A 16,461-nucleotide genomic window follows, 5' to 3' on the forward strand; every position below is an offset into this window, starting at 1 on the left:
ATGCTCGTCAGCCTAGCCCGCCCCTGCACGTCCCGAAGTGCGAGCCGTGCGTTGTTCGCGTTGATGCTGCTGGGGGGATCCCTTCCTTCGAACGTCCGAGCTCAGGTCCCCGGAGTCGAGCACTTCGTGGTCATCGGGATCGACGGACTGAGTACGGAGGGGGTTCGGCGCACCAAGACGCCGGTGCTGCAGAGGATGATGGCCGAGGGAGCGTGGACCCTCCATGCTCGCGGCGTGATGCCGACGTCGAGCAGCCCAAACTGGGCATCGATGATCATGGGAGCCGGGCCGGAGCAGCATGGCGTGCTTTCCAACGATTGGAAGCCGGGGGATAAGCAAGTGGAGCCGACGGAAGTTGGAACCGGCGGCATCTTCCCGACCATCTTCGGCCAGCTCCGCCAGCAGAAGCCCTCGAGCAAAATCGCTTGCTTCCATGACTGGGACGATTTCGGACGGCTGGTCGAGCGCAACGTCTGCGACAAGCTTGTCCATCCCAAGGGACCCGTCGAAACCACGAATCAGGCCATCGCGTACCTCAAGGATCAGAAGCCGAACTTCCTCTTCATTCACCTCGACCACGTCGATCATGCCGGCCATGAGCACGGACACGGGACGCCGGCATACGACAAGGCGATCGCCGAGGCCGACCACCTGATCGGGGAAGTCCTCACGGCCCTCGAGGACGCCGGGATCGCTGACAAGTCGGTGGTTCTCATCACCTCCGACCACGGCGGTAAGGGGAAAGGGCATGGTGGCGCGTCGATGGTCGAGCTCGAGATTCCCTGGATCCTCTCCGGGCATGGCGTCGCCCACGGCCGAGAGATCTCGGCGCCGGTCAACACCTTCGACACCGCGGCCACCATCGCCTACGTCCTGGGGGTGACCCCTCCTCGGTGCTGGATCGGTCGGCCGGTCATCCAGGCCTTCGCCGAGACGAAGTAATGACCCACTCGCCCGAAAACGGGTCAACGCTCCACTCGAGGTGATTGGCTAAAGGTGGTGCGGGTGACGGATTTCCACGTCCCCGGTCATCTCGCGACGTCCGCGCCTTGGCGAAGTCCCACTGCTCGCCTCGAGTCACGTGCTCAGGAGAGGCTTCGTTCCATGATACGCTCCGCACGAATCATTATTTTCAACATCTCTCTCTTCGTTTCCGTAGGTGGTTGCTCGATGGGAGAGCCCACGCGATACGCCGTGGGTGGTGTCGTGAACATGGATGGAGCGCCTGCCCCCTTCGTGATCGTCAAGTTTATCCCCGCTGGGGGAGGTCCCGGTGGAGGGGGAGGAAACACCGATCAGAGCGGGAAGTTCGCCTTCGGAGAGGACGGCAAGGATACCGGACTCCCATCGGGCGACTACAAGGTCACTTTCTCGCAGACCCTGGTCAAAGGCAAGCCGATCCTCGGCGGTGGGGGCGGCAAGAAGTCCGAGACTCTCCGAGGCGAGAAGGAAGCCGTCGCGGAGGAGTACCGCAACGTCGCAAAGACGCCGGTCACCGCGACGGTCAGCGGCGGGGCCCGATCGTTCACCTTCGACATCAAGAGTTCCAAGTAATCCCAATTGATGGTTTTTTCGGTCGATCCATTTTCCCTCCCTTTCCCCGACTCGAGGAGAGAAGTTCCATGGGGCGACGTCGCGCATTCACCCTGATCGAGCTGCTGGTCGTGATCGCGATCATCGCGGTCCTGATCGCCCTGCTGCTGCCCGCCGTCCAGAGCGCCCGCGAAGCCGCTCGGCGCGCGCAATGCACCAACAACCAGAAGCAGCTTGGCCTCGCGCTGCACAATTTCTACACGGTCAATAATAACTTCCCGCCAGGCGCCAACGACGCCGGACCGATGTGGTCGGCGTACCTCTCGGCGTACTTCGAGCAGAGCAATCTCAGCGTCGCGATGGACTTCGCGCCGGAAGGGGGCCACTACGACGAGGGCCAGTACACCCAGGACAACAACGGCGACTGGGCGGCTCCGGACCCCGGCTTCCCCACCGCCGACGTCACCATCCAGGGGACGGACGGGGGCGCTTGGGGCCCGGCGACCCAGCGCAACGTGGCCGCGTGCGAGACCGTGGTGAACATCCTCCGATGTCCCTCGAGTCCGCTTCCTGAGCACGTCTACGGCCCCAGCTACGAGAACTGGATCGTCCAGAAGCGAGTGCCGGTCAACTACGCCGCCGTCGCGTCGGGCACGGCCACGCAGCTCTACACCGTCTACGACCTAACCAACGCCACCGGCGGCCCCAGCCCCCAGTCGAACGGGCCTTTTCAGTACGAGGTGACCGACAATAAGCAGGACGTCGGCGGACACCGCATCACGATCCCGGGTGTCACGGACGGCCTGTCGAACACGGTCTTCGTCGGCGAAGAAAACTACATGCTGAAGACCCGCTATGACGTCGCCGAGCTCGACCTCCAGGGGGTCGGCCGCCGCAAGGCGGTCTGGCAGTTCGGCTCGGACAGCATCGACTGCTACTACGGCCTGAACGAGGCGTTGGGCAGCACGGGCGTGAAGATGAACCTCAAGTCGCCCGGCCCGAACGTCTTCAGTGGCGCCGAGCTCGAAGCTTACATCGTCAGCTACGGCAGCATGCACCCCGGTGGGGCCAACTTCCTGATGGGCGACGGAAGCGTCCGCTTCGTCAAGGAGACGATCAATCCCGGCATCTACAGCGCCCTCGGTACCAGGGCTGGCGGCGAAATTATCAGCGCCGATGCCCTGTAAGCCAGGTCTCACGTACGCCTAATTCGCCGCGAGTGAGTCGTTGTCGTTAGACGCCCGAGGCCGTTCGCAAGGCAATGCCTGGCGAACGCCTCGGGGCCTTCGTCTTCCCGCACGAAACCTCTCGTGAACTCTCCCATGAGGCCGATCATGTGGGTTCGCCGCCGGAAGGGGTCAGTCCTCCTGGTCGTCTTGATCGTCGCGGTCGGCTCCGCCTGCCTGCGATCCGTGACCCGGCAAAGGAGGACCGTCCCGCCCGCCCGCGAGATAGCCAGGCACGTCGAGCGAAGGCCAAAGACGGCTCTTGTTTTCACGTCTCGAACCGAACCAACGAGCTTGGACCCCGCGTCCCCGGACGCCGAACCTTACCGTGAACCCGTGCAGGTCCCCTGGGCAGCCCACGAGGGGCGGCTCCGCCTCCTCGACCAGGACGGAGAGCTCTTCGAACTGACGTGGGGCCGGACGTTGCCCGACGGCTCGACCCTGATCGACGTGATGAGCCCGTCCGTCTCGTTGGACGGAGAGCGGATCCTCTTCGCCGGGCGAAAGGACCGCAACGACCGTTGGCGGATCTACGAAGTCCACGTCGACGGCTCGGGCCTCCGGCCTTTGACGGGTGGACCGAAGGACCCCGGCTGCATCGCGGTCCCTCCCCTCCGTTTCCGCGCCGACGGCTCGAAGCTTTCCGACCGGGATCGCAAAGTACGCGACTACGACGACATCGACCCCACGGACCTCGGACCGAATGGATTCGCCTTCGCGTCGAGCCGGCTGCCGGACCTGGGGCGTGACCACAGCCGTCGCGCCACCCAGATCTGGACCTGGGCGCCGGACTCGAAAGCTCCGGTTCCCGTCACGGCGAACCGCAACAACGACCGTTGGCCCGTCCTCATCGCTGGGGAGCAGATCCTTTTCAGCCTCTGGAGCCGCAACCGGGAAGCGGTGAAGGCCGACCTCTCCGGCGTGGAACCGGTGTCGACCCGTGGTGACTTTGCCACCCGCCCGGCCGACAACTGGATGGCGGCGGTGGTCATGACGAACGCGGCCCAATTCTCTTACGGGATCAAGAGCGCCGAGCCGGTCTGGAGGCCTCGGCCCCTCTTCAATGGGCGTATCGTCTACATGACGGCTGTGTCACCGAACGGACCGCTGAAGCTCGCCCAGGCGGATTGGGGATACATCCAGACGTCTCCAAGCTCCGCTGCCAAAGAGGAGGCACTCCCCTATCACGGGGGCGCAGGGCATTTCTTCGGGCCAGACCGCGACGCCGAGGGGCGAGAGTTGATCGTCGCCTGCCCATCGCCCGCTCCAGGCAACTCGATCCTGTTCGCGGCATCCCCGACGAATGCACCCGCCAACTCGTTCGGCATTTATCGGGTCGCCGACGACTGGTCCGCGAGCAAGCCGACGCCGGAGCGAATCTTCGACGACCCCGAGTTTGTCGACGCCGAGCCTGTGGCAGTCTATGCTCGCCGGTTCGGAAATGGTCCGAGACGGTTGGTGCCCCCCACCGTCGAGGGCTACGACAAACCCGAGAGGATCGCGCTCGAGTCCGGCAAGTCGTACTCCGGGCCGATGGGATTGCTGGAGAACGTCGCCGTCCGCCTGGCCATTCGCAATCCGATCCCCTGGCATGATCGCTCGAGCGGAAAACCGATCGACCCGCGCGTCGACCCGGTCGTCTCTCCTCCCACCAACGTGGCCTCGATCGCGGTCTACTCCGCGGGCCGGGACCGCTTCGACCACCCCGATCAGCTCCGCATCCCCGGTTCGTGGGAGAAACAAGCGGTCGCTCCTCTGCTGCTGGACGACGACCTCCGGGCCTGGATCCCCGGCGACCCTCTCAGCCCTTCGGTGATCGTGGGATTGGATGCGCAAGGCAAGGTGGCCCGTTGGACCAGCCCGGCGTCGGGTAACCGCCCCGCCCGAACCTACTTCGCTTACGCGGGGGACCATTACAGTGGTATCCGCGCCAACGGCTACCATTACTGCAATGGCTGCCATGCGGGGCACACATTCTTGAAGCTGGACGTCAAGGAACGCTCCGACGAACCTGGCTTGAGTCTCTTCTCCGCCGGGAGGTAAGGGCCAGAGGCCGGCGATGCGGATTGGTCGGCGTCGCCGCGCGGCGCACGCCGAGATGGAGTCAGTGTTCGCCGGCATCTCATCGCACGGAAACCCACCTCGGACGGGACGCAGGACGGCGGACCAAGGCGAATCAACAACAGTTATTGATTCGAATTTCCCTCGACATCTCGATCCCTCTCGCGTCCCTCCTCGATTCGATGTAGACTGATGAATACGGGCGATGATCGATCGGATCGGTCAGGCCGATGGCCCCGGACGTCGACCCTCGGCCCGGTTCGTCGCGTGAATCTTCGAGGGGAGGTGACGATGACGAGAATCCGACGCGAAGGCCTGTGGGTAGTCCTCGCCGTGGTCGCCATGGCCCCGACGGTCGCCGAGGCGCGATGGTATGGCCGATCCAGTGGCCTGATGAACACACCCTACGGCGCGGTCAACATGAACTCGCCCGAATGGCGAGCCTCCGGCGGCAACATCTTCACTTACCAGCAACTGATGGAAGAGAAGATGATGATGCAACAGCAGCAGATGATGCTGAAGCAGCAGCAACAGTATCAGAAGATGATGCAGCAGGCCGCCAAGAAGAAGAAAGACAAGGCCGAGGTCGCCCCGGACAGCAACATCACGAGCCTGACTCCGCCGGTCGCCAAGAAAAAGAAACGAAAGGGCGTGGCGACGAAGGCCTCGGTGTCGAAGGCGAGGGCTTCAACACCGAGCCAGTCCCGAACGACGTCGACGGCTCCTTGATCGCGGAAATGGGCCTTCCCCCTCGGCCTACCCTGCGTGATCTGAGGTTCGGGATCTGGGCACGCCACTCCCACTTCGAAAAACGAGCCCCCGGTCCGCATGGGACCGGGGGCTCGCTTCGTTCGACCAAGTTCCCGAGGAAGTCTCGCCGATCAGGTGCTGGCCGGCTCCGGGACGACGGGCTTGAAGGTGAACTCCGACCCGTCCCAGCCGACTTCGATGACCGTCCCGGCCTTGGCCTCCCCCTGGAGGAGTGAGCTGGCCAGGGGATTGGTAATCCGCTGCTGGATCACCCGCTTGAGCGGGCGGGCTCCATAAGCGGGATCGAACCCCTCATCGGCGAGCTGCCGCTTGGCCGCGTCGGTGACCTCGATCACGAGGCCGGCTTCGGCGAGCTGCGTCCGGAGTCGACGAAGCTGAATGTCGGCGATCTTGGTCAGCTCTTCCATCCGGAGCGGGTGGAAGATGATCGTCTCATCGATGCGGTTGAGGAACTCCGGAAGAAATTCGGCTTTCAAGACCTCCATCACGGACCGGCGGATTCGGTTCTCATCCCCCGACTCGGCGAGCCGGGCGATCTCCTGACTCCCCAGATTCGAGGTCATGATGATGACGGTATTTCGGAAGTCGACCGTCCTCCCCTGCCCGTCCGTCAAGCGCCCGTCATCGAGGACCTGGAGCAAGACGTTGAAGACGTCGCGGTGCGCCTTCTCCACCTCGTCAAGGAGCACGACCGAGTAGGGACGACGTCGGATCGCCTCCGTGAGCCGCCCCCCTTCTTCGTAGCCGACATAGCCGGGAGGGGCCCCGATGAGTCGGGCGACGTTGTGCCGCTCGCCGAACTCGCTCATGTCGATGCGGACCATGGCGGTCTCGCTATCGAAGAGGAATTCCGCCAGGGCCTTGGCCAACTCGGTCTTGCCCACGCCGGTCGGCCCAAGGAACAGGAACGACCCGATCGGCCGGTTCGGATCCTGCAACCCGGCCCGGCTCCGCCTCACCGCGTCGGCCACGGCGCGGACGGCCGCCGACTGGTTGACCAGCCGGAGGTGGATCTGCTCCTCGAGGTGGATCAGCTTCTCGCGCTCGGTGGTGAGCATTCGCGAGACAGGGATCCCCGTCCACTGGCTCACGACCTCGGCGATCTCCTCCGAGTCGACCTCTCGCTTAAGCAGACTCTTCGCGTCCTTGGGCTGGCTGTCGCCCGCCGCCTCGGCCTGGGCGATCTTGTTGTCGAGCGTCTTTCGTTCGGCATCGAGAGCGGCCAGCGCCTGGAACTGTTTCTCGTCGGGCCTTTCGCCTCGCTGCTGCATGAGGCGGATCTCGTCCCAGGTACGGCCGTACTCGAGCTGGCACGCGGCGAGCCGCTCGCGGACCTTCTGCACGTCACCGAGCCCGGACTTCTCCAGCTCCCACTGCCCTCGCAGATCCTGGAGCTCCTTCTCGACCCGGGCGATCTCGTCCTCGACCTCGAGGAGTCGCTGGTGCGCGTGATCTTCGTCCTCCTTGGCCAGCATTCGCTGCGCGAGCTGGAGTTGGAGCAGCCGGCGCTGGAGGACGTCGATCTCCATCGGGACCGACTGCAACTCCATGGCGAGCCGGCTCGACGCCTCGTCGACGAGGTCGATCGCCTTGTCGGGGAGGAACCGATCCGTGATATATCGCGAGGCCAGCTTGGCGGCCGAGACGAGCGCGGAGTCGCGGATCTTGACCTTATGGTGGACCTCGTACCGCTCCTTCAGGCCTCGGAGGATGGCCACGGTATCCTCGACCGTCGGCTCGCCGACATACACCGGCTGGAAGCGTCTTTCGAGTGCGGCGTCCTTCTCGATGTGCTCGCGGAACTCGTCCAGCGTCGTGGCCCCGATACAACGGAGCTCGCCGCGGGCCAGGGCCGGTTTGAGCAGGTTCGCCGCATCCATCGCCCCGTCGGCCTTGCCCGCGCCGACGACGAGATGGAGTTCGTCGATGAAGAGGATGATCCGCCCTTCCGACTGGGTCACGTCTTTTAGGACCGCCTTGAGACGCTCCTCGAACTCGCCGCGAAACTTCGTCCCCGCCACCAGTGCTCCCATGTCGAGGGCGAAGATTTTGCGGTTCTGGAGGCTCTCCGGCACATCTCCGGAGACGATCCGCTGCGCCAGCCCTTCGACGATGGCCGTCTTTCCGACGCCCGGCTCACCGATCAGGATCGGGTTATTCTTCGTCCTTCGGCTCAGGACCTGGACGACGCGGCGGACCTCGGAGTCGCGGCCGATGACCGGATCCATCTTCCCGGCGCGGGCGATGGCGACGAGGTCGCGGCCGTACTTCTCGAGCGCCTGGTACTTGTCATCGGGGTTCTGGTCGGTGACCCGCTGACCCCCTCGGACCTTCTGGAGGGCCTGGTGGAGGTCTTTCTCGGTCATCCCGACGGCCGCGAGGACATCCTGGACGCGGCTCTTGACCTTCGTCAGGCCGAGCAGCAGGTGCTCGACCGAGACGTATTGGTCCTTCATCTTCTGGGATTCGTCCTGGGCGGCCTCGAGGACTCGACTCAGGTCGGGCCCGAGAGTCGTCTCGCCCCCGGATACCTTGGGGAGTGAATTCAAGCCTTCTTCGGCCGCACGGAGCACCTGGGCGGGGTTGACCCCGAGCTGGGCCAGCAAGGCGCGGACGACCGTTTGGTTGGGGTCCAGCAGGGCCGCGAGCAGGTGCATCGGCTCGATGCGTTGGTGCCCTCGGGCCTTCGCCAGCTCTTGGGCCCCCTGGACGGCCTCTTGGCTCTTCAACGTGAGTTGGTCGAATCGGAACGCCATATCTTCACCTCTCGACGGCCCGTGCCGTCGTACAGAGAATTTGATTTCCTGCGTGGGAGGGTGTCAGGCGTATATACGCAAACCCTATCCCAACAGTTCGCCAGAATCTCGGAAATAGGAGGCGATCGAGGAGATGTGTGAGAGAACGGCTCGTGAGTTTGTGAGAGTCTTCCGATCTGTCGATCTTCTGATCGGGCGATTCGACTCGAGGCGTCTCAAGGCGGCGTTCGCAGAGGCAGACGAGGCCCCGAAGCCCGCCGAATCTCGGCGAACGTCGAGGCCTCCGTGGGGCTGTCGGCTCGGGCTCAGAAGAACGGGGCCTCGGGCCAATCGGGGAAGTCGCGAGCGGTCTGGAACTGCTTGAACCAGAACGGGACGTCGCCCACCGTCGATTCACCGCGCGTGACGTAAGCATCCCACCAGCCGTCGGACGGCCGCAGGAGGTTGCCGAAGTCACTCCGGGCTTTCGGCTTCTGGATGATGAGTGCGCTCAGGTCGGGGAAGCTGTTTTCGAGGCAGACCGCCTGAAGCGGCTTGAGCAGCTTGGTGGCGATCGTGCGAGGGGTCTCCTTCACTCCGACTTCCTTGCAACGCGCGCAGAAGTCGTCGTAGGAGATCCAGACGGCGGTGCGACGCTCGCGGGCCGCCAGGGAGAGATCACGGGCCAAACGCACCAGGATCGGGTAGACCGCCCTTGCGTCATCCAGAGACATAGCGTCGGCTCCTCGGGGGAAAGACGCGGCTGTGGTCGCGACGTCTTGGAGGAAACGGCCCGGTTCCGTTCGGTGCCTTTATCCAAGTATCGATCACTTGATAATAACGAAGGAGAGTCGGGGCGAGCCCGACTCTCCTGGGGAGGACCAGAGGAGTTACTTCTTTTCTTCGAACTCGACGTCGATGACGTCATCCGCCTTGCCGCCATCGGCGGAGGCCTGTCCGCCCGCCGGCCCGCCGGCGGCCGCCCCTGCTCCGGCGCCCGGGCCCGGCCCGGCGGCGTTCGCCGCGTAGAGGTGCTCGGCCATCGCCTGGCTCGCACGCTGGAGATCCTCGATCGCCTGGTTGATCGCGGCGGGGTCCTCCCCCTTCCTGGCCTCGTTCACCCGTTCGATCGCGGCACGGACGGCCGTCTTGTCGCCGTCGTTGAGCTTCTCCTTGTTCTCGTCCATCAGCTTCTCGAGCTGATAAACACGCTGATCGGCGTTGTTGCGGGCCTCGGCCAGGTCGCGCTTCCGCTTGTCATCCGAGGCGTGAGACTCGGCGTCGCGCTGCATCCGATCGATCTCGTCCTTGGAGAGCCCCCCGGACGACTCGATCTTGATCGTCTGCTCCTTGCCGGTCCCCTTGTCGCGGGCGGTAACGTTGAGGATGCCGTTGGCGTCGAGGTTGAACGCGACCTCGACTTGCGGCGTCCCCATCCGCGCCGGCGGTATGCCTTCCAGGTTGAACTCGCCGAGAAGTCGGTTATCGGAGGCCATCGGGCGTTCGCCCTGATAGACCTTGATCGTCACGGCCGTCTGGTTGTCCTCGGCGGTCGTGAAGGTCTCCTTCTTCTCGGTCGGGATCGTGGTGTTCCGCTCGACGAGCTTGGTGAACACGCCCCCCTTGGTCTCGAGGCCCAGCGACAGCGGGGTCACGTCGAGCAGGAGGAGGTCCTTGACGTCGCCGGTGAGCACCGCCCCCTGGATCGCCGCGCCGATGGCGACGACCTCGTCGGGGTTCACGCCCTTATGAGGATCCTTGCCGAAGATCTCCTTGACGATCTGCTGGACGCGCGGCATCCGGGTCGAGCCGCCGACGACCACCACCTCGTCGATGTCGGAGGGCTTCAGCTTCGCGTCTTCGAGGGCCTTGAGCACGGGGGCCTTGCAGCGGTCGAAGAGCGAGTCGGTGAGCCGCTCGAATTGGCTGCGACTGATCGACATCGTCAGGTGCTTGGGGCCGTTCTGGTCGGCCGTGATGAAGGGGAGGTTGATCTCGCCCGTCGACTGGAACGAGAGGTCCTTCTTGGCCTTCTCGGCGGCCTCCTTGAGCCGCTGGAGGGCCATCTGGTCCTTCAGCAGGTCGACCCCCTGCTCCTTCTTGAATTCACCGGCGATGTAGTGGATCAAGGCCTCGTCCCAGTCGTCGCCACCGAGGTGGGTGTCCCCGTTGGTCGAGAGGACCTCGAACACGCCGTCGCCGACGTCGAGGATCGAAATATCGAAGGTACCGCCGCCGAGGTCGAAGACGGCGATCTTCTCGTTCTTCTTCCGGTCGAGGCCATACGCCAGCGCAGCCGCGGTCGGCTCGTTGATGATCCGTGCCACCTCGAGACCGGCGATCTGGCCAGCGTCCTTCGTGGCCTGGCGCTGGCTATCGTTGAAGTAGGCCGGGACGGTGATGACCGCCTTGCGGATCTTGTGACCGAGATAGCTCTCGGCGGCCTCCTTCAACTTCCGGAGGACCAACGCCGAGATCTCCGGCGGCGTGTAGTCCTTCCCACCGACGTGGACCTTGACGTAGTCGCTTGATCCCCCGACGACCTGATAGGGGACCATCTTCTCTTCGCCGCGGACTTCGTCGTGGCGACGGCCCATGAAGCGCTTGATCGAGTAGACGGTCCCGGTGGGATTCGTCACCGCCTGACGCTTGGCGGGCTCGCCGACGAGCGTCTCGCCTTTCGGGGTGAAGGCCACCACCGACGGGGTCAGGCGGCTCCCCTCCTGATTGGCGATGACGGTCACATCGCCACCTTCCATCACCGCGACCACGCTGTTCGTCGTCCCGAGGTCGATACCGATAATCTTTTCACCTTCAGCCACGACCAATCTCCTTTCCAGGTTGAGCGGTGGCGAGGGTTCGGGCCACGGGACTCACCGGACTCAGTACCTTTTGTCTAAATCCAAACGTGCGAGCGGGCCAGCCTTTGCGGCCCATAGACGCACCACCCTGCTCCCCGGCCTCGCGTCTCGAAAACGAAGATATGCAAGGGCAGTGCCATGGTCGAATTTTCGTCGGTTCCTCTCGCCTTACATCTCGCCTGGCAAGAGGTTCCGTTCGACCGACCGGGGGATGGCATCGTCGTCAAAATCTTGTCCACTGCCAATCTGGCAGAAGCCCGCGCGAGCACGAAAAGTCGCCTGCCAAAAGGACAGGCGGGGACGACACACGGTTGTCTCGACCGTGTCGGGACGCAGGCCCCGAGCCAGTGTAACGAAACCTGGCGACAAAGGGAAACGGGACGACAAATCGACGGGCTCGAGAATCGCCTTGACATCCCCACGGACGTTTTTGTATCGACTTGTGACGGCCAAGGTTGCGTTGAACCCGCCGCGTCGTGAAAACCGGTCTCTGGCCCCGAGTGGACCGATGCCCCGCAAACCCGCCTCCGAGTCCGGAATGTCCGCTCCTTCGTCCTCCTCGCCGGATTCGAAACGATCCCCTACGCTGGCGAGCTTGCGGACCGAGATCGACCGAATCGACAAGGAATTGGTCCATCTCTTGAACCGCCGGGCGGAGGTCGTGATCCAGATCGGCCAGGTCAAGCACAAGCAAGGGCTCGAGATCTGGTCCCCCGCGCGTGAGGACGAGGTCCTCGCCAAGGTCCTCGGGGCCAGCAAGGGGCCCTTGCCGGACGAGACCCTCCGCCTGATCTTCCGTGAGCTGATGAGCGGCTCTCGGGCCCTCCAGCAGCCCCTCCGAGTCGCCTACCTGGGGCCGAAGCACAGCTACAGCCACCTCGCCTCGGTCTCGAAGTTCGGCGAGGGGATCGAGCACGTGCCGGTCGGATCGATCGCCGCAGTGTTCGAGGAGGTCAACCGCCGACACGTCCAGTTCGGCATCGTCCCGCTCGAGAACTCGACGGACGGACGGATCGCCGACACGCTCGACATGTTCGTCCGACTCCCCGGCTTGAAGATCCGCGCCGAGGTTCGACTCAGGATCCATCACTGCCTGCTCGGACAGGGCGAGTGGAGCCAGGTCCAGCGGATCTACTCCAAGGCCCAGGCCCTCTCGCAGTGCCGCCACTGGATCGGCAAGAACCTGCCCCAGGCCCGGGTCGTCGATGTCGTCTCCTCCGCCCACGCCGCCGAGCTCGCCGCCCGTGAGGAGTTCTCCGCGGCCGTCGCCAGCCGGTCTGCGGGGGAGGCCTACGGGTTGAAGCTCCTCGCCGCCAACATCGAGGACCAGCCCCACAACGTGACCCGATTCGCCGTCATCTCCGAACACAGCGAGGCCAGGACCGGGCGCGATAAGACCACCCTCCTGCTTCGGATCCCGCACAAGCCGGGTGCCCTCCCCGACGCCATCGCCCCGTTCGGCAAGAACGAGGTGAACATGACCTGGATCGAGTCGTTCCCCAACAGCGCGAACCCGAACGACCGAGACCCCTCGTACCTCTTCTTCCTCGACATCGACGGCCACGCCGAAGACGAGGCGGTCAAGAAGACCCTCGACGCCGTCCGGAAACGCTGCGAACGGCTCGAAATCCTCGGTTCTTATCCCCGGGGAGAGTACATCGAGACCTGATCAGCGAAGAGGTTTCCATCAACAGATGACGCGGATCGGCACAGATTAAATTCTAAAACCCAACACGGATCAACTCAATAAACTATTGAGTAGATCCGTGTTTCATCCGTGTTCGCCCCGTGGCGAGGAATCCGAAGGGCCAGCCCCGTGGCTCCCACGAACGACCGCGTCCCCGGCGGTCTTTCGCCGGGGACGCGGTTCGCTTCGGTGGCCGAGACTGGCGACGTCAGTGGCCATGAGCGGCGTGCGGCTCATCGACATACTCGGGCTCGGCGACAGGCGCGCCCGCGAGTCGGTCGTTGAGCCACTGGATCACGCTGTAGAAGACGGGGGTCAAGAAAATCCCGAAGAGGGTGACCCCGAGCATGCCGCTGAAGACGGCGGTGCCCAGCGTTCGCCGCATCTCGGCACCGGCCCCTTCCGCGATCACCAGCGGCACGACGCCGAGGATGAACGCGAGTGAGGTCATCATGATCGGGCGGAGTCGGAGCTGGCACGCCTCGAGCGTCGCCTGTCGTCGGGGGACGCCCGCCTCGCGGCGGGCCTTCGCGAACTCGACGATGAGGATCGCGTTCTTGCACGCGAGGCCGACGAGCACGATGAAACCGACCTGCGTGAAGATGTTGATATCCATCTTCGCGTAGAGGACGCCCGCGACCGAGCAGAGCAAGCACATCGGGACGACGAGGATGACCGAGAACGGCAAGGACCAGCTCTCGTATTGTGCCGCGAGCACCAGGAACACGAGGATGACCGCGAGCAAGAACACCAGCATCGCGGTGTTCCCCGTCTCGAGTTGCAGGAGCGCGAGCTCCGTCCATTCGGATCGCATCGAGTTCGGAAGCTCGTCCCTGGTCACACCCGACATCAGGCCGATCGCCTGGCCGGAGCTGACGCCCGGGCCGGGCGTCCCGTTGATCGCCGCAGACGGGTACATGTTGTAGCGCATCAGCAGCACCGGGCCGCTCCGGTCTTTGATGCTGGCCATGGTCCCGAGCGGAACCATCCCGCCGGCTCGGTTGCGGATCTTCAGTTGCTTGAGGTCCTCGATCTGCTTCCGGAAGTTCGAGTCGCCCTGGACGTTGACCTGCCAAGTCCGGCCGAACCGGTTGAAGTCGTTGACGTACAGCGACCCGAGGTAGACCTGGAGCGTGTTGAAGACCTCACCCATCGACACTCCCGAAGTCTCGACCTTCGTGCGGTCGATATCGAGAAAGAGCCAGGGGGTGTTCGCTCGGAAGCTCGTGAAAAGTCCCTGGAGTCCTCGCGTGTCGTTTCCATTGGTCACGACGCGATCCGCGACCGACTGGAGGACCTCCGAGCCTGAGTCGCCGCGATCCTCGACGATCGCCTTGAAGCCGCCGGCCGTGCCGAGGCCATCGACGGGAGGTGCGCCAAAGATGTTGATCAGGCCGTCCTCGATCTCTTCCTGATAGGCGGAATTGAGCTTGGCGGCGATCTCATCCCCGGAAAGGCCGGGGGCGTTCCGGTGGTGGAACTCCTCGAGCATGACGTACATCGCACCGAAGTTCGGCGCATTGGCATTCAGGAGGATCGACTGGCCCGCGATCGCGACGGTGTGGCTGACCCCCTTGACCTTCCTCGAGATCTCCTCGATCCGCCGCATGACCTTCTGGGTCTGTTCCAGCGAGGTGGAGTCGGGCATCTGGACGTTGACGAGGAGGTACCCCTTATCCTGCGTCGGGATGAAGCCCGTCGGCGTGTGGGCAAACCCGTAGTACGTGAGGTAAAGCAACCCACCGTAGGCCACCAGGACGATCAGGCTGACTCGCAAGAGCATCCCGACGACGCGGGTATACGCGTTCGTCGCGATCGTGAACCCCGCGTTGAACAGGCGGAAGAACGCGATTAGCACCTTATTGATAGGCCACCCGACGATCCAGCCGCCGAGCGCACCGACCAAAGTCGCGGCGATCGCCGGATACATCGACGGATCGATGCCAAGCCCGAGCGCAGCCCCGGCCGAAGGGCCCATCAGCTTGGCGAGATACGGGGTCAAGTATTCCCACCCAACCCACATCCCGGCGAGTGCGAATGCCGGCCTCGGCAAGGCCTCGCCGCCCCCTTGCGAACGTGAGCGGAGGAGGAGGGCCGAGAGGGCCGGGCTGAGCGTCAACGAGTTGAACGCCGAGATGACCGTCGACGTCGCGATCGTCAGCGCGAATTGTCTAAAGAACTGGCCGACGATCCCGCTGATGAACGCACAAGGCACGAACACCGCCGTCAGCACCAGGCCGATCGCGATGACCGGACCTGACACCTCGTCCATGGCCTGCACGGTGGCGTCTCTCGGTGACATCCCGTGTTCGATATGATGTTCGACCGCCTCGACCACGACGATCGCGTCATCGACCACGATCCCGATCGCGAGCACCAGGCCGAAGAGTGAGAGATTATTGAGCGAGAACCCCATCGCCGCCATCACCGCGAAGGTGCCGATGATCGCCACGGGGACCGCGATCAGCGGGATGATCGCCGCCCGCCAGTTCTGGAGGAAGACGAGGACCACGATCGCGACAAGGATGATCGCGTCTCGAAGGGTGTTGAACACCTCGCTGACGGACTCTCGGATGAACGGCGTGGTGTCGTAGACGATCGAGTAGTCGAGGCCTTCCGGGAACCGGGCCTTGAGCTCGTCCATCTTCCGTTCGACGAGGGCGGCGGTCTCGAGCGCGTTCGAACCCGGACGTTGGTAGATGGAGAGGGCCACCGATGGCTTGCCATCCAAGGTACAAGTCTGGTCGTAGGCCTGGGCACCGAGCTCGATGCGTGCAACGTCCTTGAGCCGGACAATTCGCCCCTGGTTGTCGGTCTTGAGGATCATATCCGCGAACTGGTCCGCGTCGATGAGCCGGCCCAGGGTACTCATTGTGTACTGGAAGACCTGGCCCGTGGGCACGGGCGGCTGCCCAATCTGGCCTGCGGCGACCTGGGCGTTCTGCTGCTCGATCGTCCGGACGACGTCGCTCGAGGTCAGGCCGCGAAACGACATCTTCCCGGGGTCGAGCCAGACCCGCATGCTGTAGTCGCGCTGGCCGAGGTAGGTGATGTCGCCGACGCCCGGCAAACGAGCGAGCTCGTCGCGGAGCTGAATCGTCGCGTAGTTGCTCAAGTACAGGTTGTCGCGACTATCGTCCGGCGAGAACAGGTTGACGATCATCAAGATGCTGGGTGACTTCTTCTTGACCGTCACCCCTCGGCGCTTGACCAGATCCGGCAGGATCGGCTCGGCCAAAGACTCACGGTTCTGCACCAGGACCTGGGCCATATTCAGGTCGACGCCGAGCCGGAACGTGATGGTCAGCTTGTAGTTGCCGTCGTTGGTGCATTGCGACGACATGTACATCATGTTCTCGACGCCGTTGACCTGCTGCTCGATGGGAGCGGCCACGGTGTCGGCGACGACCTGGGCATTGGCGCCCGGGTAATACGCGGAGACCTCCACCGTGGGCGGCGTGATCTCCGGGTATTGCGCGATCGGTAGTGTGAAGACGGCGATCCCCCCCGCCAGGGTGATCACGATGGAGAGCACCGCGGCGAAGATCGGTCGGTCGATGAAGAATCGCGACATAAGCTTGGCTCAA

The 16,461-nt window shown here is 64.1% G+C and carries 10 protein-coding genes; 6 read left to right on the forward strand and 4 right to left on the reverse strand.

The features are described from left to right. From ACYOEI_RS15385 to ACYOEI_RS15405, 5 genes are all read left to right on the forward strand, one after another. A complete protein-coding gene (locus ACYOEI_RS15385) occupies positions 1–942 on the forward strand; it encodes an alkaline phosphatase family protein (protein ID WP_462850396.1) in 942 nt (313 codons plus the stop codon). Between the two features lie 228 nt (positions 943–1,170). Continuing rightward, a complete protein-coding gene (locus ACYOEI_RS15390; protein WP_462850397.1) occupies positions 1,171–1,554 on the forward strand; it encodes a hypothetical protein in 384 nt (127 codons plus the stop codon). Between the two features lie 68 nt (positions 1,555–1,622). After that, on the forward strand, positions 1,623–2,720 hold the full coding sequence (locus ACYOEI_RS15395; RefSeq protein ID WP_462850398.1) for a DUF1559 family PulG-like putative transporter: 1,098 nt from the start codon (positions 1,623–1,625) through the stop codon (positions 2,718–2,720). 333 nt (positions 2,721–3,053) lie between these two features. Continuing rightward, a complete protein-coding gene (locus tag ACYOEI_RS15400; protein ID WP_462850399.1) occupies positions 3,054–4,802 on the forward strand; it encodes a TolB-like translocation protein in 1,749 nt (582 codons plus the stop codon). A gap of 309 nt (positions 4,803–5,111) precedes the next feature. Continuing rightward, positions 5,112–5,549, forward strand: a complete 438-nt coding sequence (locus ACYOEI_RS15405; RefSeq protein WP_462850400.1) for a hypothetical protein — start codon at positions 5,112–5,114, stop codon at positions 5,547–5,549. Positions 5,550–5,701: 152 nt separating this feature from the next. Here ACYOEI_RS15405 and clpB read toward each other — a convergent pair whose 3' ends face one another. The 3 genes from clpB to dnaK all read right to left on the reverse strand — a co-directional run bounded on the left by clpB (position 5,702) and on the right by dnaK (position 11,148). After that, complete coding sequence (gene clpB / locus ACYOEI_RS15410) at positions 5,702–8,347, reverse strand: ATP-dependent chaperone ClpB (RefSeq protein ID WP_462850401.1); 2,646 nt, start codon at positions 8,345–8,347, stop codon at positions 5,702–5,704. Positions 8,348–8,652: 305 nt separating this feature from the next. Then, positions 8,653–9,060 (reverse strand): hypothetical protein, encoded by a 408-nt coding sequence (locus tag ACYOEI_RS15415; RefSeq protein WP_462850402.1) that lies wholly within the window; start codon positions 9,058–9,060, stop codon positions 8,653–8,655. A gap of 156 nt (positions 9,061–9,216) precedes the next feature. Beyond that, positions 9,217–11,148 (reverse strand): molecular chaperone DnaK, encoded by a 1,932-nt coding sequence (gene dnaK / locus ACYOEI_RS15420; protein WP_462850403.1) that lies wholly within the window; start codon positions 11,146–11,148, stop codon positions 9,217–9,219. 577 nt (positions 11,149–11,725) lie between these two features. Here dnaK and pheA point away from each other — a divergent pair. Next, a complete protein-coding gene (pheA, locus tag ACYOEI_RS15425) occupies positions 11,726–12,856 on the forward strand; it encodes a prephenate dehydratase (RefSeq protein WP_462850404.1) in 1,131 nt (376 codons plus the stop codon). A gap of 226 nt (positions 12,857–13,082) precedes the next feature. Here pheA and ACYOEI_RS15430 read toward each other — a convergent pair whose 3' ends face one another. Continuing rightward, complete coding sequence (locus ACYOEI_RS15430) at positions 13,083–16,448, reverse strand: efflux RND transporter permease subunit (RefSeq protein ID WP_462850406.1); 3,366 nt, start codon at positions 16,446–16,448, stop codon at positions 13,083–13,085. Between the last annotated feature and the right edge of the window lie 13 nt (positions 16,449–16,461).

The organism is Singulisphaera rosea (assembly GCF_054877945.1).